Annotated in this window: 20 protein-coding genes and 1 pseudogene; 12 read left to right on the top strand and 9 right to left on the bottom strand. The window is 70.6% G+C overall.

Annotated features, from left to right (window positions below; translation table 11 throughout):
• Together ACIQ7D_RS27210 and ACIQ7D_RS27215 are read right to left on the bottom strand one after the other, a co-directional pair.
• Positions 1 to 747 (bottom strand): hypothetical protein, encoded by a 747-nt coding sequence (locus ACIQ7D_RS27210; RefSeq protein ID WP_403941749.1) that lies wholly within the window; start codon positions 745 to 747, stop codon positions 1 to 3.
• A gap of 883 nt (positions 748 to 1,630) precedes the next feature.
• On the bottom strand, positions 1,631 to 1,804 hold the full coding sequence (locus ACIQ7D_RS27215; RefSeq protein ID WP_403941969.1) for a hypothetical protein: 174 nt from the start codon (positions 1,802 to 1,804) through the stop codon (positions 1,631 to 1,633).
• 738 nt (positions 1,805 to 2,542) lie between these two features.
• Between ACIQ7D_RS27215 and ACIQ7D_RS27220 the strand changes: the two are divergent.
• Positions 2,543 to 3,186: pseudogene (locus tag ACIQ7D_RS27220) on the top strand (DUF899 family protein); the annotation flags it as partial.
• A gap of 1,188 nt (positions 3,187 to 4,374) precedes the next feature.
• On the opposite strand, the gene ACIQ7D_RS27225 reads toward ACIQ7D_RS27220, so the two are convergent.
• Positions 4,375 to 4,752 (bottom strand): winged helix-turn-helix transcriptional regulator, encoded by a 378-nt coding sequence (locus tag ACIQ7D_RS27225; protein ID WP_403941751.1) that lies wholly within the window; start codon positions 4,750 to 4,752, stop codon positions 4,375 to 4,377.
• A 122-nt stretch (positions 4,753 to 4,874) separates the two neighbouring features.
• Between ACIQ7D_RS27225 and ACIQ7D_RS27230 the strand changes: the two genes are divergently transcribed.
• Positions 4,875 to 5,237 carry a DoxX family protein gene (locus tag ACIQ7D_RS27230; protein WP_403941753.1) on the top strand — a complete coding sequence of 121 codons (363 nt, stop codon included), beginning with the start codon at positions 4,875 to 4,877 and terminating at the stop codon, positions 5,235 to 5,237.
• Between the two features lie 8 nt (positions 5,238 to 5,245).
• Here the strand turns inward: ACIQ7D_RS27230 and ACIQ7D_RS27235 are convergent, their stop codons facing one another.
• From ACIQ7D_RS27235 to ACIQ7D_RS27245, 3 genes are read right to left on the bottom strand one after another with little or no spacing between them, the layout of a single operon-like run.
• On the bottom strand, positions 5,246 to 6,265 hold the full coding sequence (locus tag ACIQ7D_RS27235) for an NADP-dependent oxidoreductase (RefSeq protein ID WP_403941755.1): 1,020 nt from the start codon (positions 6,263 to 6,265) through the stop codon (positions 5,246 to 5,248).
• Between the two features lie 49 nt (positions 6,266 to 6,314).
• A complete protein-coding gene (locus tag ACIQ7D_RS27240) occupies positions 6,315 to 7,370 on the bottom strand; it encodes an aldo/keto reductase (protein WP_403941757.1) in 1,056 nt (351 codons plus the stop codon).
• Positions 7,371 to 7,429: 59 nt separating this feature from the next.
• Complete coding sequence (locus ACIQ7D_RS27245) at positions 7,430 to 8,116, bottom strand: SDR family oxidoreductase (RefSeq protein WP_403941759.1); 687 nt, start codon at positions 8,114 to 8,116, stop codon at positions 7,430 to 7,432.
• 85 nt (positions 8,117 to 8,201) lie between these two features.
• Here ACIQ7D_RS27245 and ACIQ7D_RS27250 point away from each other — a divergent pair, with 85 nt between their 5' ends.
• The 7 genes from ACIQ7D_RS27250 (at position 8,202) to ACIQ7D_RS27280 (ending at position 16,834) form a co-directional block, all read left to right on the top strand.
• Positions 8,202 to 8,753, top strand: a complete 552-nt coding sequence (locus ACIQ7D_RS27250; RefSeq protein WP_403941761.1) for a TetR/AcrR family transcriptional regulator — start codon at positions 8,202 to 8,204, stop codon at positions 8,751 to 8,753.
• A gap of 173 nt (positions 8,754 to 8,926) precedes the next feature.
• Complete coding sequence (locus ACIQ7D_RS27255; protein WP_403941763.1) at positions 8,927 to 11,245, top strand: glycosyl hydrolase family 95 catalytic domain-containing protein; 2,319 nt, start codon at positions 8,927 to 8,929, stop codon at positions 11,243 to 11,245.
• A 413-nt stretch (positions 11,246 to 11,658) separates the two neighbouring features.
• Complete coding sequence (gene efeO, locus ACIQ7D_RS27260; RefSeq protein ID WP_403941765.1) at positions 11,659 to 12,834, top strand: iron uptake system protein EfeO; 1,176 nt, start codon at positions 11,659 to 11,661, stop codon at positions 12,832 to 12,834.
• A gap of 11 nt (positions 12,835 to 12,845) precedes the next feature.
• Complete coding sequence (gene efeB, locus ACIQ7D_RS27265; protein ID WP_403941767.1) at positions 12,846 to 14,132, top strand: iron uptake transporter deferrochelatase/peroxidase subunit; 1,287 nt, start codon at positions 12,846 to 12,848, stop codon at positions 14,130 to 14,132.
• A gap of 29 nt (positions 14,133 to 14,161) precedes the next feature.
• Positions 14,162 to 15,178, top strand: coding sequence for an iron uptake transporter permease EfeU (gene efeU / locus ACIQ7D_RS27270; protein WP_403941769.1), 1,017 nt, complete (start codon positions 14,162 to 14,164; stop codon positions 15,176 to 15,178).
• On the top strand, positions 15,096 to 16,049 hold the full coding sequence (locus ACIQ7D_RS27275) for a hypothetical protein (protein ID WP_403941942.1): 954 nt from the start codon (positions 15,096 to 15,098) through the stop codon (positions 16,047 to 16,049). The genes efeU and ACIQ7D_RS27275 overlap by 83 nt, the downstream gene beginning before the upstream one ends.
• Before the next feature lie 206 nt (positions 16,050 to 16,255).
• On the top strand, positions 16,256 to 16,834 hold the full coding sequence (locus ACIQ7D_RS27280) for a hypothetical protein (RefSeq protein WP_403941771.1): 579 nt from the start codon (positions 16,256 to 16,258) through the stop codon (positions 16,832 to 16,834).
• On the opposite strand, the gene ACIQ7D_RS27285 is transcribed toward ACIQ7D_RS27280, so the two are convergent.
• Both ACIQ7D_RS27285 and ACIQ7D_RS27290 read right to left on the bottom strand, forming a co-directional pair.
• On the bottom strand, positions 16,831 to 17,583 hold the full coding sequence (locus ACIQ7D_RS27285) for a bifunctional DNA primase/polymerase (RefSeq protein WP_403941773.1): 753 nt from the start codon (positions 17,581 to 17,583) through the stop codon (positions 16,831 to 16,833). The two genes, ACIQ7D_RS27280 and ACIQ7D_RS27285, sit on opposite strands and share 4 nt — an antisense overlap.
• Before the next feature lie 263 nt (positions 17,584 to 17,846).
• Entirely contained in the window at positions 17,847 to 18,473 is a 627-nt protein-coding gene (locus ACIQ7D_RS27290; protein WP_403941775.1) for a TetR/AcrR family transcriptional regulator, read from the bottom strand.
• 162 nt (positions 18,474 to 18,635) lie between these two features.
• On the opposite strand from ACIQ7D_RS27290, the gene ddaH reads away from it, so the two are divergent.
• Both ddaH and rph read left to right on the top strand, forming a co-directional pair.
• Positions 18,636 to 19,496 carry a dimethylargininase gene (gene ddaH / locus ACIQ7D_RS27295; RefSeq protein ID WP_403941945.1) on the top strand — a complete coding sequence of 287 codons (861 nt, stop codon included), beginning with the start codon at positions 18,636 to 18,638 and terminating at the stop codon, positions 19,494 to 19,496.
• 250 nt (positions 19,497 to 19,746) lie between these two features.
• A complete protein-coding gene (rph, locus tag ACIQ7D_RS27300) occupies positions 19,747 to 22,329 on the top strand; it encodes a rifamycin-inactivating phosphotransferase (RefSeq protein WP_403941777.1) in 2,583 nt (860 codons plus the stop codon).
• Positions 22,330 to 22,595: 266 nt separating this feature from the next.
• Here rph and ACIQ7D_RS27305 read toward each other — a convergent pair whose 3' ends face one another.
• Entirely contained in the window at positions 22,596 to 22,721 is a 126-nt protein-coding gene (locus ACIQ7D_RS27305) for a hypothetical protein (RefSeq protein ID WP_403941779.1), read from the bottom strand.
• Between ACIQ7D_RS27305 and ACIQ7D_RS27310 the strand changes: the two genes are divergently transcribed.
• Positions 22,711 to 22,917 carry a hypothetical protein gene (locus ACIQ7D_RS27310; protein ID WP_403941781.1) on the top strand — a complete coding sequence of 69 codons (207 nt, stop codon included), beginning with the start codon at positions 22,711 to 22,713 and terminating at the stop codon, positions 22,915 to 22,917. The two genes, ACIQ7D_RS27305 and ACIQ7D_RS27310, sit on opposite strands and share 11 nt — an antisense overlap.
• The last annotated feature ends 75 nt before the right edge of the window (positions 22,918 to 22,992 follow it).

Below are 22,992 nucleotides of genomic sequence, written 5' to 3' on the forward strand. Positions count from 1 at the left end.
TCACAAGTACGCCGCCGTGGCCAGGTGCAGGTGAATAACCTCAATGAGTTGCGAGTGCCGCATTTCGTCGTACCCAACATGATTCAACTCCTCCAGCCCCGCGCGCAGGCCGTCCGGGTCGACCAGGCCGGCTTCGAAAAGGGCCGAACCTGACCTCAACATGCCACGCATCAGCCCTGTGCCGTGCCCGATCAGGGCATGTTCGACGACTTCGGCAAAGCTCTCCCGTTCTGTCGGCAGCGTCACGTCGTTGCTCATGCCCAGCGACGCAAGACGTCGTCGCTGAAGCTGCTTGAGTTCACGCCAGTCCATGGGCAGGGCCTCGCCAAAAGCCACCATGTCGGCATCCGCAAACGGATGCAGTGGCCAGAGGCCCGCCCGCAGCAGAACCGGCGCGGCGCTCTCCAAGGAGAGCAGCGTCATGCTGTTCACAGCGGCCGGCGGCGCGATCCCGTCGTCGCCGAACTCGGAGAGCCACCTGACCTGATGGCCTGTCCACGGCAAGGATTCGGCGTCCTCCATCGATCCTGCCGCACGGTGCGGATACTCCTCCTGTGTCAGCGCGACCATCTCATCACCGCCAAGCCCGGTGACCACGGTGTGGGCGCCTACGGCTGCGATCCGGGCCGTCAGAAGAGCGAAGGGATAATGGAGCGGGTCCTCATACGGGCTGATCGCCGCGCCCTTCACCCGCAGACAGGCAGGGTGCAGAGGAAGGCTGGTCATGGCATCGACCAACTCGTCCACAGCTCCGAACGGCACTGCGGCTCGCAACTCCGCGCGACGCCGGATCTGCTGCTCCCTGCCGGCCCCACCGATCAACAGAGCGGCGGTATTGAGGCGCCCAGGGAAGCGTTCGGCGGCTCGTGTCGCCACGGTGCCCGAGTCGAAACCCGCCCGTGAGGTGGAACAGAGTACGGTCCGGGTCTATGGGGCGCGAGTCCAAAGCGTCGTCGAGCACCCGGATAAATGCGCCCAGCACGTCGGCCCCCGGCACAAGCTCACGGGAACCAGTGTGGAGTGCCGGCGTGGGATAGCGGACAAAAAGATGGCCACCGAAATAGGCACAGGACCGCTCCGTGAGCCGGTGGATTCCGGTGAACAGGGTGTCGGTGGTGTAGCGCGGCCGGTACAACAAGAGCCGCGCCGCCTCCCTGAGGTTGACGCCGTGCGCGTAGGACCGAAGGTCCGCCATGTCCCAGGGACCATGGAGGCTGTCAGCATCATGACTGAGGTACAGCGGGGTGGTGCGACAGGCTCCCGCAGTGACCTGCACCGGCTCGTCCGGGGCGGTTTCCACCAGGATGTAGTCCCCCTGCCGCTGATCGGCCAACTCTCGGGCGCGATCGTACTCGCGGGCGGAAGCCTCCCGAACCGCCGACTCACAACGAGGCCGACCGGCAGCGCGTTCCCGCACCACCAGCAATGAGCGTTCCCCATCGGTCACCGCCAGGTGCTCAACCATCGGGTGCCGATAGGGGGTTACCTCACTCCGTCGATCTCCGGTCCGGTACCGATCCCCGACCCACTGCCACTTGGTTTCCGCGTACGGAGTGAGACGCAGTTTGAGCACGATCTCTCCAGCCAATGGGATCGGGGGGCAACGCCAGACTGCGGGAGCTCCGTTCGATCAAACCTTGGTCGTGTCGTAGGTGTGTCCACCATCCGAGGAGCCTTGCTCCTTCTTGTATTCGTGAGTCTCGGCCGGACTCTGGACGCGGCGCACCGCTTTTGTGGCAAACAGATCCTCGAACGTCCGACGTCGTCGCGGAGGAGGAGTGAAATCACGGGTCATCTCGGTCACTCTTTCGGCACCATTGAAACATAACCCCACAGCAATCAAGAGACTACTGAAGGTAGCCAAGGCTGACCAGAGGGCCTGTCTGGACGCAGGCTTGTCGGCTCGGCCGAATAACGTCGGCAGACGGGGCCGGCGGCACCCCCGTCTCCGAGGTGGCCCGGGCGTATGTGGAGGCGGTCGAAGGCACCGCGCGCGGCCGGACCGTACGTCCGTAACCGCCGGACGCGGGGTCCGACGGGCTGAGCAGCGTTGTCCGGCGCGGGAGTTCGTACGGCCACCGCGCCGCGCGGCCCGTCCCGGGTGCTTCTCCCCCGGCGCCGCCCGGCGTCAGCTCCGGAGCGTGGCGACCGCTTCGTCGAAGAGGCGCACGGGATCTCTCTCCCCGCCCGAGCGGTACCACTCGTCGACGGCCGCGTCGAGACAGGCGAGCGCCGCCGCGACGAACGCGCGGGCCCGGGGGTCGGGGACGCGGGGAGGCCTAGGCGGCGCTGCGCCTCGGGGGCGAGCAGTTCCTGCCAGTGGAGGTGTTTCTCCAGGTGCCGGGCGCGCAGGGAGGGCGCCTCGTGGTGCAGCCGGGCGAGGGTGAACTGCTCCGCCTGCGTGCCACCGACCGTTGGGAGCGTCAGGAAGGCGCCCCGGATGGCCTCCCAGGCCGACTCCTCGGCCGGACGGGCCTCCCTACCCGTACCGAATTCTTCGACGCTCTCCCGGGCGGGGCTACCAGGGCAATTACCAGACCGCGCGGCCCGCCACCGGATGCCGATGGTGGAGCTCGACGGGACGGTCGAGTCGTCGGAGCCGACGGCCCGGTCCCGTTCACCGACCTGTTTCAGGGCCGCGACGAGCTGATGGTCTACCAGCACATGTGGTACGACGGCGCACCGCACCAGGGGCAGTGCGAGGGCTGCACCACCACGGCCTGGCATCTGAGGGACGCCGTCTATCTCAACGCCCGCGGCGTCTCGTTCGCCATCCTGACGACGGGACGCTGGGACGAGGTGGCCTCATACGTCGCGTTCATGGGCTGCACGCAGCCCTGGTACTCGGTGCGCGATGTGGCGGCGCCGATCGGCGGCACCATGGGCCACCTCGCCTGCTTCCTGCGTGACGGCGACCGCGTGTTCCTCACGTACGCGACAACGAGCCGCGGCAACGAGCGGGTCAACGGCTCACTCGGCCTGCTGGACAGGACCCCCTACGGGCGCGGCGAGGCGTGGGAGGACAACCCGGAGGGCCGGCCCGCGGGGCGCGACGCGTGCTGGTACTGGCGCTCAGACGCGAACGGGAACGCCACCTGGGGCCCGACCAGCCGCCCCGTACCGCAGTGGACCCGCCCCGGCGCGGCCCCGGTGGAGACCCTCAGCCGGCACGGCCACCACCACTGAGGGGCCCGGCGGCGCCAGGAGAGCATGGCCGGTCCGAAGAACCGGACGCGCCGAAGGAGGGCGCGGGCCGCGAAGGGGGGCTGCCGGGTGGGGTGGGCCGGTGGTGGTTCATGGCGGGCCCGCCCCCTCCCAGGGTCGATGTTCGCGGTTCCGGGCCGTGCGTCAAGGGCGCTCCTTCGTCGCGTCGCTGCGCGATGGCCTGCGGCCACCCCTGACCCACGTCCCTCCACCGCTGGTAAAGCAGTGGGGAGGGGGCGGGGGGAAGGGTCCCCTGGAAAGCCTGTTTGTTGCGGAGGCCGGACCCAGGCTGCCGGGTCGGTTCGCCCTGCGGGGCACGCGGTCGTGGAGTGGGGTGGCCCGGCTCTCGTCAAGCGGCTCTCCACCGGGTGTGGGTGGGGGGTACATGCCCCGCTGGTCACTGACGGTGGGTGGGGACGGTGGCGATCGGACCGGGTGAGGAATGATCGGGCAGGAAGGGCGGCGCGGGGGGCCGGTCAGGGGCAGGGCGGCCCTGAATCTCCCCGTCGGTGCCAAAAACTGCCCAGGACGGGACTTCCGGTACACGACTCTCCCGAAAGACGCCCCCCACGTCACACCAGTTCACACACGTCACTCCGCTTACGCCTTACGCCACCGGACCCCGCCCGACATCCCTTCCACCCACCATGAGTGACCAGCGGGGCATGAAGCCCGGCCAACAACCGGTCGGCAGACGCTTGACGAGAGCCCAGCCACCCCACACGACAACCGCGCACCCCCACGGCGAGTGACCAGCGGGGCATGTACCCCCCACCCACACCCGGTGGAGAGCCGCTTGACGAGAGCCCAGCTACCCCACTGCACGACCGCGTGCCCCGCAGGGCGAACCGACCCGGCAGCCTGGGTCCGGCCTCGACAACAAACAGGCTTTCCAGGGGACCCTTCCCCCCCCCCGCCCCCTCCCCACTGCTTTACCAGCGGTGGAGGGACGTGGGTCAGGGGTGGCCGCAGGCCATCGCGCAGCGACGCGACGAAGGAGCGCCCTTGACGCACGGCCCGGAACCGCGAACATCGACCCTGGGAGGGGGCGGGCCCGCCATGAACCACCACCGGCCCACCCCACCCGGCAGCCCCCCTTCGCCCGGCGGCCGCACCCCGCACCCCCGCACCCCCGGCCCCGCACCCCGGCCCCGGCGCAGGGCGCGGGCGTCAGGCTTGGCGGGAGTCGTAGGCGTCGTGGCTGCGTTCGATGTCGGGGTTGTGCTCGACGGCCCATTCGGCCAGGGTCACGGCGGGTTCGATCAGCGTGCGGCCCATCGGGGTGAGTTCGTACTCGACCCGTGGCGGCACCTCGGCGAAGACCGTGCGTCCGATGAGGCCGTCACGTTCCAGGTGCCGCAGCGTCAGCGTCAGCATCCGTTGCGAGATGCCGGGGATGCGGCGCAGCAGTTCGGTGAAGCGCATGCGCTCCCCGTGGAGGGTCGCCACCACGAGGAGCGTCCACTTGTCGCCGATGCGGTCGAGGATGCCCCGGATGGCGCGTCCGCCGTCGCCCCGGATCAAACAGGTCTTCTCGTACTGCGACATGGTGCTCCCGGTGCCGGCAGGGCGGTCAGGGCGGTCAGGCACAGGGATGTGCCTTTTGTAAGCCCTTCGACGGTGACTCATCATGGCTCTACTCACAAGTGGTAACCATGGGAGGTTGCGTCGTGATCATCGCGTACTGGATCGTCGCCGGGCTGCTGGGTCTGCTGTATCTCTTCGCCGGCGGTAAGAAGCTCACCCAGAGCCAGGAGCAGTTGGCGCCGATGATGGGGTGGGTCGACACGGTCCCCATGCCGGCCGTACGGCTCATCGGCGCCGTGGAGATACTCGGGGCGGCCGGACTGATCCTGCCGCCCCTGACCGGCATCGCGCCGGTCCTCGCGATCGCGGCAGCGGCCGGTTTCGCGGTCCTCCAGATCCTGGCGGCGGCTCTTCATCTGTCGCGCGGGGAGGTCAAGGAGACCGGCATGAACGTACCGCTGATCATCCTCGCCGTGGTCGCGGCCTGGCTGGCCACCGCCTTCTGACACGATGTTCAGGCCAGGGCCTCTCCTGTCATCGTGACGACGACCTTTCCGGCCCTGGCGCTGCCCTTCTCGACGTACTCCAACGCCTCCCGGGTCTGATCGAACGGGAAGACACGATCGACGACGGGACGGATCGTTCCGGCGTCGATGAGCGGGGTGAGTGCGCGCAGTTGGTCGCCGTCCGCCTTCATGAACAGGAACGAGTACGTCACGCCACGGCGTGCGGCGTGGCGCCGGGTCCGGAAACTCAGCGCGCTCATCGCCAGCCGGAGGAAGGCGTTGGCACCGAGCTCGCGGGCGAAGGCCGCGTCGGGAGGGCCTGCGACGCTGATGACCTTCCCGCCGGGCTTGAGCACCCGCAGGGACTTCTCCAGCGTTTCGCCGCCGAGGGTGTCCAGGACGACGTCGTAGCCGTCGAGGACCGACTCGAAGGTCTGCTTCGTGTAGTCCACCACCTCGTCCGCGCCCAGGTCCTTCACCACACTGGTCTTGGCCGTGCTCGCGGTGGTGGCCACGTACGCGCCCAGGTGCTTCGCGAGCTGGATGGCGATGGTGCCGACGCCGCCGGAGCCCGCGTGGATGAGGACCTTCTGCCCTGGCCGCACCTGCGCCCGTTCGACCAGGGCCTGCCATGCGGTCAGGGCGACCAGGGGAAGGGACGCGGCCTCCGCCATGGTGAGCGTGGCCGGTTTGAGCGCGATGTCGTCCTGGTGGACGGCGATGAGTTCGGCGAAGGTGCCGATGCGGTCCTTGCCGGGCCGCGCGTAGACCTCGTCGCCCACCGCGAACCGGGTCACGGCCGAACCGACTTCGATCACGACCCCGGCGAGGTCGTTGCCCAGGATGAGCGGGAGACGGTACGGGAGGATCGCCTTGAACTCTCCGTCGCTGATCTTGTGGTCGAGCGGGTTGACGCCCGCCGCGTGGATCCGGACCAGCACATCGTCGGCGCCCACCCGTGGATCCGGAGTCTCGGTGTGGTGTCCGCCGCCCTTGTCTCCGTACCGCTCGATGGTGAAGGCTCTCATCGCCGTCTCCTCCAACCATCCCGTCCGCGACGGGGTTTCTTGTTCATCCTCAGGCCACCGGTGGGGCCGGGGCGATGACGCGGCCGGGATCGCCGCCCTGGATGTTGGGCAGGGAGTCGGCGACCTTTTCGTGCGGAGCGCCGAGCGGTACCGCGCTGACCTCGGAGAGGCGGGCGAACTGCTCGGGCTCCAGCCGGATGTCGAGAGCGCCCAGGTAGCCGTCGAGCTGGGTGAGGCTGCGCGGTCCGATGATCGGGACGAGCGGGGTCGCGGAGCGTGCGGCACGCTCCCGTACCCAGGCCACCGCCACCTGGGCGGGCGTCACGCCGGTCTCCTCCGCGATGGCCAGGACGGTGTCGACGACGGCGGTCTTCTGGCCGGTGCTCTCCGTGTGGACGACCCTGCCCCAGTCATTCAGCCGTCCCTCGGCGCTGCGCCGGTACTTTCCGGTGAGCAGTCCGCCGCCGAGCGGGGACCACAGGGCGGCGCCGAGTCCGAGGCTTTCGGCCATCGGCAGCAGCTCACGGTCGGCGGTCCGCTCGACGAGGCTGTACTCGTGCTGGATGCCCACGACGGGCGCCCAGTTCCTCAGCTCCGTGAGCGTCACGGCGCGGGAGACGCGCCAGGCGGGGAAGTTGGACAGACCGGCGTGGTGGATCTTGCCCGCGCTCACCAGGTCGTCGAGCCCGCGCAGGATCTCCTCGATGGGGGTGAGTTCGTCGGGGAAGTGCACCCAGAGCAGGTCGATGGAGTCGGTGCCCAGGCGCTTCAGGCTCGCCTCCACCGAGGCGACCATGTTCTTGCGGCTGTTGCCCGTCGTGGAGATGCCCGGCTGCGGCGCGGCCCCCAGGGTGAACTTGGTGGCCAGGACGAAGTGGTCCCGGTCGGCGGCGATGAACTTCCCCGTCAGCTCCTCCGACTCGCCGAACTGGTAGGCGTCCGCGGTGTCCAGGAAGGTGCCGCCGGCCTCGGCGAAGCGGTCGAAGATACGGCGCGCCTCGTCGGGCTCGGCCCCGGCGCCCCAGCGGGTGCCGAAGTTCCCCGCGCCGAGCGCGTACTCGGACACGCGCAGTCCGGTCCGGTGCCCGAAGGTGGTGTAACGCATCAGATCTCCTCATTCATGAAATCAACAGGCAGACACATTGGCGCATCGCGGGGTGTTCCTCACGCCGCGTTCGGTGAGGCGGCCAGGCTCTGCTTGACGGTCCGGCTGACCTCGTCGGCGAGGATCTCCGGCAGGCCCTTCTCGACGCCGTACAGGGCCTGGGCCGCGACATCGGCCGGGTCGGCCTTCTGATCGGCGGGAACGCCCTCGGCCATGTCGGTGTCCATCCATCCGACGTGCAGCGCCGAGACCGTGATGCCGCGCGGGGCCAGTTCCTCGCGGGCCGCGTCGGTCAGCGCCCAGGCCGCCGCCTTGGCCGCGGCGTAGGAGCCGAGGCCCGCCGGGTGCAGCCAGGACAGGGCGGACAGGACGTTGAGCACGGCGCCGCCGCCGTTGCCCTCGATGACGGGGGCGAAGGCCCGCGTCACATGGAGCGGCCCGAAGTAGTTCGTCTCCATCTCCAGCCGCACCGCGTCCAGGGCGCCCGCGATCAGCGGCGTGGCGGTGGAGATCCCCGCGTTGTTCACCAGCAGTGTCGCGTCGGACGCGATGCGTGCGGCGGCCCGTATCGACTCCTCGTCCGTCACGTCCAGCCGCAGCGGGGTGACGCCCGGCAGATCCACCGTCTCGGGCCGGCGGGCCGCCGCGTACACGCGCGCTCCGTGCTCCACGAGCTGGGCGGCGAGATGGCGGCCCAGTCCCCGGTTGGCTCCGGTGACCACGGCGACCGCGTCCTTCAGTTCCATGTCCCTCTCCTTTTTGGATTACGGTCACAATCTAAACACGGGCGTACGATAGATGCCAGCCGACATCCAAAGAAGGGGGTGGCCGATGGGCCGCGTATCGCAGGCGCAGGCGCGGGAGAACCGCAGACGGGTCGTGGAAACCGCCTCCCGGCTGTTCCGGGAGCGAGGAACCCATGTCAGCGTCGCCGATCTGATGAAGGCGTCCGGCCTGACCCACGGCGGCTTCTACAAGCAGTTCGCCTCGAAGGAGGCACTCATCGACGAAGCCACCGCCCACGCGTTCGACGAACTCCGCCAGCTCTACACCGCCGGCCTCGAACAGCAGGCCGGGCAGCGGGACGCCGCCCGGCAGGCGCTGATCGACTCGTATCTCTCCGTCCGGCACCGCGACACCCCCGGGGACGGCTGCCCCGTCGCGGGGCTCGTCACCGACATGGCGAGGGAACCGGGCGATCACGAGGCCCACCGCGTCTTCGCCCAGGGGGTGAGCGACTTCGCCGAACGACTCGGCACCGAGGACCAGGACGGCATCGCCCGGCTGTGCACCATGGTCGGCGCACTCGTCCTGGCCCGCGCCACCAGGGACTCCGCCCTCTCCGAGGAAATCCTCGACGCCGCGCACGCGGCCGTGAGGTAGCCCTCGGATCCCGATGTCAGTGGGACGATTAATAGGTCCGATGTGTCGAGGTGAGTTTCGATCCGGGCAACCCCAGAGTGCCACCGTATCCATTGACAGGTACAGACCTAGACCGTAACTTCCCGCAATACACCCGATGTATTGACGGTCTATCAGGCATGGAGGGCACACGCATGACCTCACAGCCGAGAAAGGTCTTATCGACGCGCAGAGCCGTACTGGGCTCCGCGCTGGGCGGCGCCGCGCTCGCGTCGCTGCCCGGGGTCGCCCGGGCGGAGGAGCAGCCCGCCGGGGGCGCCACGGGGGCGGAGGCGGTGCGGGCGCGGCCGTGGAAGTTGACCAACCGTATGTCCGGCAGCGGCGACTGGGCCGATTTCCTGCGCAAGCAGGACCTGGTCTGGAACCGGCTGCCCGCACTGTGGCACGAGGGGCCGTTCCTGGGCGACGGGCTGCTGGGCAGCATGGTCTACCAGGAGCCGGACGCCAACAAGATCCGCTTCACCGTCCAGCACGGGCGGGTGCAGGATCACCGTCCCGCGCTCGGCAGCGGCTGGGGCACCTGCCGGCTGCCGGTGGGGCATCTGACGCTCGACCCGGTCGGCACCATCACGGCGGTCGACTGGCGGCTGAGCCTGTGGAACGCGGAGCTGAGCGGTACGGTCACCACCTCGTCCGGCACGCTGACACTCACCGCCTTCATCCACGACGAGACCCTTGTCGCCCGGGCGCGGGCGGGCGGCGGCGAGCGGGTCCGCTGGACGTTCCACCCCGAGGAGGCCATGAGCCCCCGGCAGATCAGCGAGGAGCCGCCCGCCGACTACGTCGCCAACCCCGCCTGGTCCACCCGTACCACCAGCGGGGTCGAGCAGGTGCTCCAGCCGCTCACCGGTGGCGGTCAGACCGCGACGGCCTACCGCCGGACCGGTGACGTGTTCCTGCTCAGCGTCGCGCACAGCTACCCGTCCACGAGCGAGGCGGCGGCCGTCTCGCTCCGGAAGATCCAGCGGGCCGAGGCGTACGGAACCCTCCGCGACCGGCATACCCGCTGGTGGCACGAGTTCTACCGGAAGAGCTTCGTCTCCCTCCCCGACGAGCGGTTGCAGAGCTTCTACTGGATCCAGCTCTACAAGGTCGCCTGCGCCACCCGGGCGGGTGCCCCGGTGATGGCCACCTCGGGGCCGTGGCTGGAGCCCACCCCCTGGCCGGCGGTGTGGTGGAACCTCAACGTCCAGTTGGAGTACTGGCTCATCCACGGCTCCAACCACCTGGAACTCGACTCGCTGACCGCCACCCTCCGCCAGAACCAGGAGCGGCTGACCGCCAATGTGCCGGCCGCGTACCGCTCCGACAGCGCGGGGGTGGGCCGCAGTTCGGACATGTTCGCCACCCGGAGCGTCGGAACCCCGGGCAGCGGCGCCGAAGTCGGGGACCTCACCTGGGCGTTGCACAACGTGTGGCTGAGCTACCGCCACACCATGGACGAGACACTGCTGCGGGACACACTCTTCCCGCTGCTGCGCCGCGCGATCAACTACTACCTGCACTTCCTCACACCGGGCAGCGACGGCAAGCTCCATCTGCCCAGCACGCTCTCCCCCGAGTATCCGGTCGTGCCGCCGCAGGACACCAACTACGATCTCGCGCTGATCCGTTGGGGCTGCCAGACCCTCCTCGACGCCTCCGCGCACCTCGGCGTCGACGATCCGCTGAAGGCGCGGTGGCAGGAGGTGCTGGCGCGGCTCACGCCGTACCCGACCGACAAGAACGGCTTCATGATCGGCGCGGACACACCGTACGCCCAGTCGCACCGGCACTACTCGCACCTGCTGATGGTGTACCCCCTCTACCTGGTCAACTGGGACCAGCCGGAGAACCGTGAGCTGATCGAGAAGTCGCTCGTCCACTGGCACGCACTGACCGGCGCACACCGGGGGTACAGCTACACCGGCGCCGCCTCGCTGTACGCGATGGCGGGACGGGGGAACACCGCGCTCGACTATCTGAAGCTGTTCTTCGACCCCACCACCCGGTTCCCCTGCCGCGCCAACACCCACTACACCGAGGCAGGACCGGTCATCGAGACGCCGCTGTCGGCCTCGCAGTCGGTGCACGACATGGTCTGCCAGAGCTGGGGCGGCACCGTCCGGGTCTTCCCCGCCGTCCCGGACGCCTGGCAGGACGTCACCCTGCACGACTTCCGGACCCAGGGCGCGTTCCTCGTCAGCGCGGTGCGCAAGGGGGGCGTCACCCGGTTCATCCGGGTCAGGAGCCTGGCGGGCGAACCGCTCAGGCTCAAGCACGGGCTGACCGGCACCCTCACCGTACTGCTCGACGACGGTACGCCGGCCAGGACGGAGGACCTGGGCAACGGCACGCTGGCCATCACCGTGCCCAAGGGCCGTGAGGTACTGGTCCACTCCGGGGCACGGCCGGACCTGGTCGTCGCACCGGTCGCCGTCTCGGAACCGGGCGCCGCCTGGGGACTCCCGTAGCCGCGGACAGGAGCAGGCGGCAAGCAGGGAGTCGGGAGTAGCACGTAGCGGTACGCGGGAAACACCGGGCACGGCTCGGGCCCCCGGGACGCAAGGCCGGTCCCGGGGGCCTTTCCCTGTGCGGCCCTTCTTGACCCCGGCTTTGCCCTGTCGTGGGGCGGCCGAGGGGCGGCTGTGACCTGCCTGTGTCCGGGCGTCACTCCGGGGCGGGAGTGAGAGCTGAATCACTGGACGAAGGGGTACCACTCAGGTAAGCCTAAGTTAAGTTGATCCCGCCGCATTCTCCTGTCATGTCTCCAATACCGCCCCGCATCCCCTTTGCTCCCTTGCCTGTTGGCGTTACCCGTTGCCCGCTGCCGCTGCCGTTGTCCTGTTCGGATCCCATCCGTTTCCCGCCCCTCGTGGAGCCCCGTATGCGACCTGCCCGTCTCTCCGTCGTCACCGCCACCGCCGCGGTGGTGGCCCTGACCGCCGTCACGGGGTGCGCCGAGAAAAGCGAGTCCAAGGGCGGCGCGGGCGCCGTCCAGGTCACCGCGAAGGACGACGCCTGCGAGGTCTCCACCAAGGAGTTCCCGGCCGGCCATCTCGAACTGGCCGTCGAGAACAAGGGGTCCAAGGTCACCGAGGTCTACCTCCTCTTCCCCGACGACCGGATCGTCACCGAGCGCGAGAACATCGGCCCCGGCACGAAGGCGAAGATCACCGCCGAGGTGAAGTCCGGTTCGTACGAGATCGCCTGCAAGCCCGGCATGAAGGGTGACGGCATCCGGCAGAAGGTCACCGTGACCGGCGGGACCGCCGCCGGGCGCAGCCCGGAGATGGACGCCGCGGTCGCCGCGTACCGGAAGTACGTCCAGGCCCAGGCCGACGGAACGCTGCCGAAGGTGAAGGTCTTCACCGACGCCGTGCGCGCCGGTGACCTGGAGGCCGCGAAGAAGGCGTACGCCCCGTCGCGGATCGGCTGGGAGCGTACGGAGCCGGTCGCCGAGTCCTTCGGGGACATCGACCCGAAGGTGGACGTGCGCGCCGACGGCCTGGAGCCGGGCCAGAAGTGGACGGGCTGGCACCGGCTGGAGAAGGAGCTCTGGCAGGACAGGAAGCTCGGCCCGGACGCGAAGTCCCTCGCCGACGCCCTCGACAAGGACCTGCTGGACTGGCAGAAGCGGGTGGGCCGCGCCGAGATCACCCCGACGTCCATGGCCAACGGCGCGAAGGAACTTCTCGACGAGGTCGCCTCCGGCAAGGTGACCGGCGAGGAGGAGCGGTACAGCCATACCGACCTCGTCGACTTCAAGGCCAATGTCGAGGGCGCGGAGCACTCCTACGAGCTGCTGAAGCCGGTGGCCGCGAAGAACGACCCGGCACTGGTGACGGAGCTGGACAAGCGGTTCGCCGCGCTCAACACGCTGCTGGACACGTACCGGGAGGGCGCGGACGCGACCGGCTCGACGGACGCGACCGGTTCGCCGGACTCGTACGCGTTCACGTCGTACGAGAAGGTCGGCAAGGCGGAGCGCAAGGAGCTGTCGGACGGCGTCAACGCACTGGCAGAGCCGCTCTCGAAGCTCGCCGCCGCCGTGGTCAAGTAGGAACGCGCGCGATGTCAGCCATCGAGGAGACGAACGAAGCGAAGGGCGGGGCCCCGGCCGTCCCGTCCCGGCGCGCCCTGCTCGGCTGGGGCGGTGCCGGGCTCGCGCTCGGGGCCGCCGCGACCGGCGGCGCCGTGGCCGCGGTCCGGGGCGGGGACACCGCCGGGCCGCCCGCCGACAGCGGCGCGGCAGTGCCCTTCCGGGGCGCGCACCAGGCGGGTATCGCCACGCCCGTCCAGGACCGGCTGCACTTCGCGGCGTTCGACGTGACGACCGACGACCGTGCGGAACTGGTCCAGTTGCTCAAGGACTGGACGCGGGCCGCCGAGCGGATGACGGCGGGGCACGCGGTCGGGGAGGGCGCGTACGGCGGTCTCGCCGAGGCGCCGCCGGACGACACGGGCGAGGCGCTGGGGCTCAGGCCCTCCCGGCTCACCCTGACCGTGGGCTTCGGCCCCGGGCTCTTCGCGCACGGCACGGCGCGCGAGGACCGGTTCGGGCTGGCGGCGCACCGGCCCGACGCCCTGGTCGACCTGCCGAAGTTCCCCGGCGACAACCTCGACCCGGCGCGCGGCGGCGGCGATCTCTGCGTCCAGGCATGTGCGGACGATCCGCAGGTCGCGGTGCACGCGATCCGCAATCTGGCCAGGATCGGCTTCGGGAAGGTCGCGGTGCGCTGGTCGCAGCTCGGCTTCGGCAAGACGTCGTCGACGACGCCCGGCGCGCAGACCCCGCGCAATCTGTTCGGCTTCAAGGACGGCACCAGCAACATCGCCGTCACCGAGACCGACGCGCTGGACCGGTATGTCTGGGTGGGCTCGAAGGAGGGCCCCGGCTGGCTCGCGGGCGGCTCGTATCTCGTCGCCCGCAGGATCTCGATGCGGATCGAGAGCTGGGACCGCACCTCGCTCAAGGAGCAGGAGGACGTCTTCGGCCGGGACAAGGGCGAGGGCGCGGCGGTCGGCAGGGCGCGCGAGCACGACAAGCCCCGCCTCGCGGCGATGCTGCCGACCTCGCATGTACGGCTGGCCCATCCGGAGTCGCATCACGGGGTACGGATGCTGCGCCGCGGCTACTCCTTCACCGACGGTACGGACGGGCTCGGCCGGCTCGACGCGGGGCTGTTCTTCCTGGCGTACCAGCGGGACGTGCGGGACGCGTTCATCCCCGTACAGCGGTCACTGGCGCGATCCGACGCGCTCAACGAGTACATCCAGCACGTGGGTTCAGCGGTCTTCGCGATCCCGCCGGGCGTCCGGGACAAGGACGACTGGTGGGGCCGGGCCCTGCTCACCTGACCCGTGCACCATCGCAAAGGAGTTCCGACATGTTCGGAAACTATCTGATCGGCCTGCGCGAGGGGCTGGAGGCGAGCCTTGTCGTCTGCATCCTGATCGCGTATCTGGTCAAGACGGAGCGGCGCGACGCGCTGCGGCCCATCTGGACCGGTATCGGGGTCGCCGCCGTGCTCGCGCTGGGCTTCGGCTTCGGGCTCGAATTCGGCTCGCAGGAGCTGACGTTCGAGGCGCAGGAGGCGCTGGGCGGCTCCCTGTCGATCCTCGCGGTGGGGCTGGTGACCTGGATGGTCTTCTGGATGCGCCGTACGGCGCGCCATCTCAAGGCCGAGCTGCACGGGAGGCTGGACGCGGCGCTGCGGATGGGGACGGGCGCGCTGGTCGCGACGGCGTTCCTGGCGGTGGGCCGGGAGGGGCTGGAGACGGCGCTGTTCGTGTGGGCGTCGGTGCGCGCCTCGTCGGACGGTACGCACGCCCCGCTGATCGGAGTGCTGCTCGGGATCGCCACCGCGGTCCTCCTGGGGTGGCTCTTCTACCGGGGCGCGCTGCGGATCGATCTGGCCCGGTTCTTCACCTGGACCGGCGGGATGCTGGTGGTCGTGGCGGCGGGGGTGCTCGCGTACGGCGTCCACGACCTCCAGGAGGCGCGCTTCCTGGGCGGGCTGTCGGACAAGGCCTTCGACATCAGTACGACGATCCCGCCGGACAGTTGGTACGGCACGCTGCTGAAGGGCGTCCTCAACTTCCAGCCGGACCCGACGGTCCTTCAGGTCACCGTCTGGTTCCTGTATCTGGTCCCGACGCTCGCGCTCTTCCTGGCCCCGGTAGGGTGGCGATCCGTTCGTACGGGTCTTGGTAGGCGTCAAGGAGCAGAGGCGGCCGATGAGCAGGCGGGGAAGGCCGATGCGGGGAACGGGCCGGACGGCGGGACGCACGACGCGCCGTACGGTGGCGGCCCTCGCGGCGGTGACGGTGCTGTCGCTGACGGCGAGCGGGTGCGTGACGGTGCACGGGGAGCTGGCGGTCCTGCCGTCGGCGGACCGGAGTGAGGCCGAGCGGGCCCTGAAGGATTTCACCGACGCGTACAACGCGGCGGACAAGGCGTACGATCCGGCGCTCGACGCGGACCGGGTCACCGGCGCGCTCGGCGCGATCAACCAGGCCGGTCTGAAGGCGCGTTCCATCACCTCCCCGAACGGGAACCCCCAGCACCAGCCGCTGGAGCTGGCGGACGCGAAGTTCACGATCCCGAAGAAGGCCGGCTGGCCGCGCTGGTTCGTGGCGGACACCGACAGCAACCGGGACCAGGACAACGGCGGTGAGCAGGACACCCGCTGGGTGCTGGTGTTCCTGCGCAACGGGCCCGGCCAGAGGTGGGAGGTCCCGTATCTGACGATCCTCGCGGCGGACGCGGTCCCGGAGTTCCGGACGGACGGCGAAGGCTGGGGCGAGGCGGTGGAGCCGGGCAGCAAGGGGCTCTCGGTGGCGCCGAAGGATCTGAGCGCGGAGTACGCCTCGTATCTGGAGGACGGCGAACCGGACCGCTTCGCGGACGGACCGCACACCAGCGGATGGCGGGAGACCCGCAGGCAGAAGGAGCGGCTGCCGGGTCTGACGACGCAGTACATCGACCAGGCGGCCAGCAGCGGCGACTTCGATCCGCTGGGGCTCGCGACGGAGGACGGCGGCGCGCTGGTCTTCTTCGCCACGCGCTACTTCGAGCGGCTGACGGGCGCGAAGGGCGTCAAGCCGCAGGTGAACGCGGACGTGAAGGCGCTGACGACGGGCGAGGTGACCAGCACCCTCACCAAGGAGTGGATCTCCAGCCAGGCCGTCCTGGTCCCGCCGGCCGACGCGGGCGACCCGAAGGTGACGGTGGCGGGACGGCTCCAGGGCGTCATCGCGGCGAAGGGCTCGTAGGCGGGGGGCGTAGGCGGGGCTCCGTAGGGCTCGTAGGCGCGGGGCCGCAGGCGCGGTGGTCGCAGGCGCGGCAGTCGTGGGCAGGGGTTCGCGCGGGGCTCGCGGGCGCGGGCCATCCGGGCGAGGCGCCGGGACCGTACGGCATGGTGCCCGGGGGCGCGGCGCCCCGCGGCGGATGCTGGGGCCTCCCCCCGCAGGAGAGCCCCGTGAGAGATCCCCGCCCGCGCCCGGCCCCGAGGCCGGTATCCGCCGGGGCACACGACCTCCCCGTCCCCGGGGTCATCGGTATCGGACTCGCCGCGGTGCTGACCTTCGCGCTCGCCCAGGGTTCGTGGCAGTGGTTCGCCACGTTCATCGGGGTGACGCTCCTCGCGGTGATGTTCGCCTTCCAGCAGCGCGCGGCGTGGACACCGGGCCTCCGCTCGGCCTACACGCGCGGCCTGATCGCGTACGCGCTGGTCGCCGGGTTGTGCGTGGCGATCGCGCTGGCTCCCCTGCTGCAACGCGAGGCCTGGCTGTTCCCCATGCCGGGCACGCGCGGCGAGTGCGAACTGGCGGGACGGTACGCGGCGCTCCAGACGAGGGCCGCGCTGGGGAACCTGGCCGGCGGCGACGGTGCCGCCCTGGCCTTCGCGCAGCAGGTCGAGGCCCGCAAGGCCGTCGCCGAGTGCCTGTCCGCCACGACGACGTTGTGGCTGCCCGTGTACGGGCTGGGAGCGGCGCTGCTGGTGGGGGCGGTCGTGTGGTGCGGCGACCGGGCCGGGGCGCGGCGACAGCGGCCCTAACGACCCAGGGGCCAGGCCACGGCGTGCGGGTCCAGTTCGCCGTTCTCGCCCGCGTACCGCGCGCACGCGTCGGTCAGCGTCTCCAGGAGGGTCAGCGGGTCGGGGAGCGGCTGCTCGGGGCCGCGCAGCCAGCGGACCGCCAGCTCACCGGGGAGCCGCGCCGGGGGTACGAGGACGTAGCTGCCCCGGCAGTGCCAGCGCAGCCCGGGGTGTTCGTCCATCGTCTCGGGGTGGCAGTCCAGTTCGCAGGGCCACCACTCGTCCTCGTCCTCCGGGGTGCCGCGCGTCGCGGTGAAGAAGAGCATGCGGTCGCCGCCGGAGTCGGCCACGGGGCCGACGTCGATGCCCTGCTCCAGCAGGCGTTCCAGGGCGCGGCTGCCCGCTTCGAGGGGGACGTCGAGGACGTCGTGGACCATGCCCGTCGCGGTGATGAAGTTCGCCTCGGGCTGGTTGCGCGCCCAGCGCTCGATCTGCGCCGGGTCGGTGGTGGACTGGGTCTGCCAGGCGAAGGAGAGGGGGTGTCTGGCCGGGGTGGGACAGCCGATGCGTTCGCACGAACACCGGTAGCCGACCGGGTGGGCGGCGGGCGAGACGGGCATTCCCGCTTCGGCCACGGCGAGCAGCAGCGCCTCACGGCCCGCCGTGTCCCCTTCGAGCGTGGAATCGCCGACGCTCTTCCTGGGTCGCCTGCGCAGCCACTGGGGAATCCTGCTCTCCGTGCCGCGGTAGCGGCCGAAATCGTCGCCCATCTATCCCCTCACCCTCAAGCTCGTCCCTGTGGACTTCTTTCCATGGTCGCACCATCCTGCGCCTCGGGTGGCCGCGCTCCCGCACCGGGGGCGGAGGGCTCATCCCTCACAAGCGGGAGAATCGCGGCTTATGTGGCGTTACGAGGGGGTGATCGGCGGCTCCGGGGCGGCTCAGGCGCCCGGTGGTCTTCACCACACCCGCCCCAGATGCCTCCACGCGCCCCCGCGCGCCCCCGGGGCGCCGGTCCTCGCCCGCGGCCGGTTCAGCTCCGGGGGGCCAGTCCGTGGAGCGCGTACTCGACGATCGTGTCCGCGTACTCGTGCGTCAGCGGGAGCGTCCGCAGCAGCCAGCGGTGGGCGACCGGTCCGACCAGCAGCTCCAGCGCGATCCGCAGGTCGAGGTCGCGCCGTACGGCACCGGCGTCCTGCCCGGCGGCCAGGCGCCGTACGTAGAGCCTGAGTTGCGGTTCGAGCAGCTTGCGCGCGAACTCGGCGCCCAGCTCCGCGTCGATGACCCCCTCGGCGGCGAGCGCCCTGGACGGCACGTCGTAGACGGGGGTGTTCATCTGGTCCACCGTGGCACGCAGCACCAGCTTGAGGTCGGTCTCCAGGTCACCGGTGTCGGGGATCTCGTACTCCGCCCCGTCCCCGCCGCCCGCCTCGCGCGCCGCCTGCTCGCCGAGGTCGAGGAAGGCCTCCATCAGGACGGCGGCCTTGGAGGGCCACCAGCGGTAGATCGTCTGCTTGCCGACGCCCGCGCGGGCCGCGATGCCCTCGATGGTGGTCCGCGCGTAGCCGGCCTCCGTGACCAGGGCGAGAGCGGCGTCGTAGATGGCGCGGCGCGACCGCTCGCTGCGGCGGGAGGGGTCGGGTGCCTTGCTCTCAGCCATGGCGGTCAATGTAGCAACCAGGCCGTGCGCCGGGAGGGGCGCGGGGAGGTTGGGCGAGGCGGTACGTACCGTCTCGTACACCCGTCTGACGTGCGCGAAGAACCACCCGAACGGTGCACAGCGCGAAGACCGCGCGCGGCGGACCATGACTCTCACGCACACATCGTGCGCACCGCCGCTCGTGAGGAGCCTCCGTTGCCTCGTGACGCCTCGCCCCGCAGCTATCTCATGTGTCCGCCGGAGCACTTCCGGGTGACGTACTCGATCAACCCCTGGATGGACCCGACCAAGCCCGTGGACCAGGCCCTGGCGCTCGTCCAGTGGGAGGATCTGCGCGACCGCTACCGGGCGCTCGGCCACACCGTCTCCGTACTCGCCCCGGAGCCCGACCTGCCCGACATGGTGTTCGCGGCGAACGGCGCGACGGTGGTCGACGGCCGGGTCCTGGGGGCGCGTTTCGCGCACGAGGAGCGGTACGGGGAGGCGGAGGCGCATCGGGACTGGTTCCGGACCCATGGCTACCCGGACATCAGCGAGCCCGTGCACATCAACGAGGGCGAGGGCGACTTCGCGGTCACCGCCTCGTATCTGCTGGCCGGGCGCGGCTTCCGGTCGAGCCCGCTCTCCCACGGCGAGGCGCAGGAGTTCTTCGGCCGGCCGGTGGTCGGCCTGGACCTGGTCGACCCGCGCTTCTACCACCTGGACACGGCGCTCTGCGTACTGGACGACACGGCCGACGAGATCATGTATTACCCGGACGCGTTCTCCCCCGGCAGCCGCTCCGTCCTCGGCCGCCTCTTCCCCGGCGCCCTGATCGCCGACATCGCCGACGCCGCCAGGCTCGGCCTGAACGCGGTGAGCGACGGGCTCCACGTCCTGCTGCCGCAGTCCGCCACAGGACTCTTCGAGCCGCTGCGGGAGCGGGGGTTCGAGCCGATCGGCATGGACCTCGGGGAACTGCTCAAGGGCGGCGGCAGCGTGAAGTGCTGCACGCAGGAGCTGCGCGGCCCGCGCGGCTCCTGAACGCGGGCGCGCGGCCCAAAGGTCCAAAGGCCCCGAGGCGGCGGCCAGAAGCGGCGGCCCACGGCAAAGGCGAGGAGATTCACTCTCCTCGCCACTTTCAAGGTATAGCGCAGTAGGGGGCTTGCGGCAAGACCCCGGGGGTGACGCAAAATCGTCGGCCGAGGCCATCACCTGCTGATTTTGGGGGCACGACGTGCGTGTGTTGTCGACGTATGGGGGACGCGGTGACGTCGGACCATCGAGGGACTACGTGTGGGATCTGAGCGAGGCCGACGAGACGCGGGGCGCGGTCGTCGGCGGTAAGGGCGCGCATCTGGGCGGGCTGGCGCGGATCGAGGGCGTCCGTGTGCCCGAAGGCTTCTGTGTGACGACGGATGCCTTCCGGCGGATCATGGCGGAGGCGCCGTCGCTCGACGAACCGCTCGACCGACTGGCGCGGCTGGACCCGGACGACCGGGAGGCGATCCGTACGCTCAGCGCGCGGATCCGCCGGACCATCGAGGAGATCACCGTGCCCGCCGATCTCGCGGCGGCGATCACCGGCGCGTACGCGCGGCTCGGCGAGGGGGCCGCCTGCGCCGTCCGGTCCAGCGCGACGGCGGAGGACCTGCCGACGGCCTCCTTCGCCGGGCAGCAGGACACGTACCTGAACGTGGTGGGGGCGGAGGCGGTCCTCCGGCACATCAGCCGGTGCTGGGCCTCACTGTTCACCGAGCGGGCCGTGACCTACCGCCGGCGGGGCGGCATCGACCACCGTACGGTCCACATGGCCGTGGTCGTACAGCGGATGGTCCTCCCCCACGCGGCCGGTGTCCTGTTCACGGCCGACCCCGTCACGGGCAACCGGAAGGCCGCCACCGTGGACGCCGGCTTCGGCCTCGGTGAGGCGCTGGTCTCCGGGCTGGTGAACCCGGACGTCTTCACGGTGCGGCAGGGTGAGGTCGTCGCCAGGACGATCGCCGTCAAACAGCGTGCCCTGCACGCCCTGCCGGCCGGCGGTACGCGGGAGGTGGCGATCGACCCGCGGCGGCAGGAGCAGCCGTCACTGACGGATGCGCAGGTGATACGGCTCGTGGGGCTCGGGCGGCGGATCGAGGCGCACTTCGGCAGCCCGCAGGACATCGAATGGTGTCTGGACGACGAGGGTTTCCAGATCGTCCAGAGCCGGCCGATCACCACGCTGTTCCCCATCCCGGACGCCGGTGACCAGGAGAATCACGTCTATGTCTCCGTCGGTCACGGGCAGATGATGACCGACCCCATGAAGCCCCTGGGGCTCTCCATGTGGCGGCTGACGGCCATGGTGCCGATGCACGAGGCCGGCGGGAGGCTGTTCGTCGATGTCACCCGGCGCCTGGCCGCGCCCACGAGCCGCGCCGCCCTCCTGGACGCCATGGGCCGAGGCGATCCGCTGGTCAGGGACGCGCTGGAGACCGTACTCGACAGCGAGGGTTTCGTCCCGTCGCTCCCGGACGCGGGTCCCGGCGGCCCGCCGCCGGGCGGGCGCTCCACCCCGGCCGAGATCGATCCGGCCCTCGTCCCCGGACTGATCGAGCGCGGCCGGGCGTCCGTCGCCGCCCTGGAGCGCGAGATCCGGACGAAGACCGGACCGGCGCTGTTCGACTTCCTGCTGGAGGCTTTCGAGGAGCACAAACGGGTCCTCGGTGATCCGCGGAGCATTCAGGCGATCATGGCGGGAATGGAAGCCACATGGTGGCTGGGCGACGCGCTGTGGGAGTGGCTGGGCGAGAAGAACGCGGCGGACACGCTCACACTGTCCGCCCCCGACAACATCACGTCGGAGATGGGGCTGGCGCTGCTCGACGTCGCGGACGTGATCCGTCCGTGGCCGGAGGTGGTGGCGTTCCTGCGAGGAACCGAGGACGACGGCTTCCTGGACGAACTGGCGGAACTCCCGGGCGGGAGCGAGGCGCGTGACGCCATCGAGGGCTATCTCGACCGGTACGGCATGCGCTGCGTCGGCGAGATCGACATCACCAGGCCGCGGTGGCGCGAGCGCCCCACCACGCTTCTCCCCCTGATCCTCGACAACGTCAGGAACTTCGAACCGGGCGGGGCCGAACGGCGCTTCGAGGAAGGGCGGCGGAAGGCGCGGGAGAAGGAACAGGACGTGCTGTCGCGCCTGCGGGCCCTGCCGGACGGGGAGCGGAAGGCCGACGAGACCAAGCGGATGATCGACCAGGTACGGGCCTTCATCGGGTACCGGGAGTACCCCAAGTACATCATCGTCAGCCGCTACTTCGTCTACAAGCGGGCGCTGCTGGCGGAGGGCGAGCGGCTGGTGCGGGCCGGCGTGGTCCCTGAGAAGGAGGACATCTTCTACCTCACGTTCCAGGAGCTGCACCAGGCCGTGCGCTCGAACCAGGTGGACGACCAGCTCGTCCGGCAGCGGAAGGACGCGTTCCGCTCGTACCACGCGCTCACCCCGCCCCGGGTCCTCACCTCGGACGGCGAGGCCGTCACCGGGGCGTACCGGCGCGACGACGTACCGGCCGGTGCCCTGGTCGGTCTGCCGGTCTCCGCCGGGACCGTCGAGGGGAGGGCCCGCGTCATCCTCGACCTGGCGGAGGCCGACCTTGAGGCGGGCGACATCCTTGTCACGACCTATACGGACCCGAGCTGGTCGCCGCTGTTCGTCGGTATCGCGGGCCTGGTCACGGAGGTGGGCGGCCTGATGACCCATGGCTCGGTGATCGCCCGGGAGTACGGTCTGCCGGCCGTCGTGGGCGTGGACCGGGCCACTCGGCTGATCCGGGACGGGCAGCGGATCCGTGTGCACGGAACCGACGGATACGTCGAGATCCTGCCATGACCGGCCGCACCGGGAACGCGCGGCGGAAGGCTTCGTGAGCGCCCGGCCCCGGCTCCTGACCGTCGCAACGGCGTCGGTCGGGGGCCGGGGCGGCCCAGAACGACCCGGAGCTGCTCGACACGGTGACCACGGTCGGGTTCGAGGACTGCCGATCAGGGGCAGCGCCGCCTCCGTGACGCGTACGATTCCCACCGCGTTGGTGTCGAAGACGCGGAGGGCCGTTGACCCGCGCTTGGTGCCCGTGATCGGCGTCCGGTGCCCGGAGGTCAGCCGGTCAGCTGCCGGAGCAGTTCCGCGGCGTCGTGCAGGGCCGTCATATGGACGAACCGCCCCTCGCGGACCTGGTAGATGGCGTACTCGGTGATCTCGAACGAGGCGCCGGTGGGAGCCACCCCCGGCCACTCCCGGGAGCGGTTCCAGCGGGCCGTCGACGAGGGCGGCCTGCCGGCGGCGACCGATCCGGGGCTACTGGCACGCTACGTCACCACCTTCGCGTTCGGCCTCGCCGTGCAGGCCGCGACCGGTGTCTGCCGCGATGAACTCCAGGCGCTGGCGGACGCCGCGCCGCGCAACCGGCCGTTTCCCTGAGAACCGCCGGTCAGCGACGGGCCACCGAGGGGCCGATGGCCTGCCAGGCCGCCTCGATCATCCGGAAGATCTCGG

Source organism: Streptomyces sp. NPDC096310 (assembly GCF_044763125.1).
Lineage (GTDB): Bacteria > Actinomycetota > Actinomycetes > Streptomycetales > Streptomycetaceae > Streptomyces.

Excerpts from the sequence above, each read along its gene's own strand:
- ACIQ7D_RS27225 (WP_403941751.1), bottom strand. The coding sequence starts at position 4,752 with ATGTCGCAGTACGAGAAGACCTGTTTGATCCGGGGCGACGGCGGACGC.
- ACIQ7D_RS27235 (WP_403941755.1), bottom strand. The coding sequence starts at position 6,265 with ATGAGAGCCTTCACCATCGAGCGGTACGGAGACAAGGGCGGCGGACAC.
- ACIQ7D_RS27240 (WP_403941757.1), bottom strand. The coding sequence starts at position 7,370 with ATGCGTTACACCACCTTCGGGCACCGGACCGGACTGCGCGTGTCCGAG.
- ACIQ7D_RS27245 (WP_403941759.1), bottom strand. The coding sequence starts at position 8,116 with ATGGAACTGAAGGACGCGGTCGCCGTGGTCACCGGAGCCAACCGGGGA.
- ACIQ7D_RS27250 (WP_403941761.1), top strand. The coding sequence starts at position 8,202 with ATGGGCCGCGTATCGCAGGCGCAGGCGCGGGAGAACCGCAGACGGGTC.
- ACIQ7D_RS27255 (WP_403941763.1), top strand. The coding sequence starts at position 8,927 with ATGACCTCACAGCCGAGAAAGGTCTTATCGACGCGCAGAGCCGTACTG.
- efeO (WP_403941765.1), top strand. The coding sequence starts at position 11,659 with ATGCGACCTGCCCGTCTCTCCGTCGTCACCGCCACCGCCGCGGTGGTG.
- efeB (WP_403941767.1), top strand. The coding sequence starts at position 12,846 with ATGTCAGCCATCGAGGAGACGAACGAAGCGAAGGGCGGGGCCCCGGCC.
- efeU (WP_403941769.1), top strand. The coding sequence starts at position 14,162 with ATGTTCGGAAACTATCTGATCGGCCTGCGCGAGGGGCTGGAGGCGAGC.
- ACIQ7D_RS27285 (WP_403941773.1), bottom strand. The coding sequence starts at position 17,583 with ATGGGCGACGATTTCGGCCGCTACCGCGGCACGGAGAGCAGGATTCCC.
- ACIQ7D_RS27290 (WP_403941775.1), bottom strand. The coding sequence starts at position 18,473 with ATGGCTGAGAGCAAGGCACCCGACCCCTCCCGCCGCAGCGAGCGGTCG.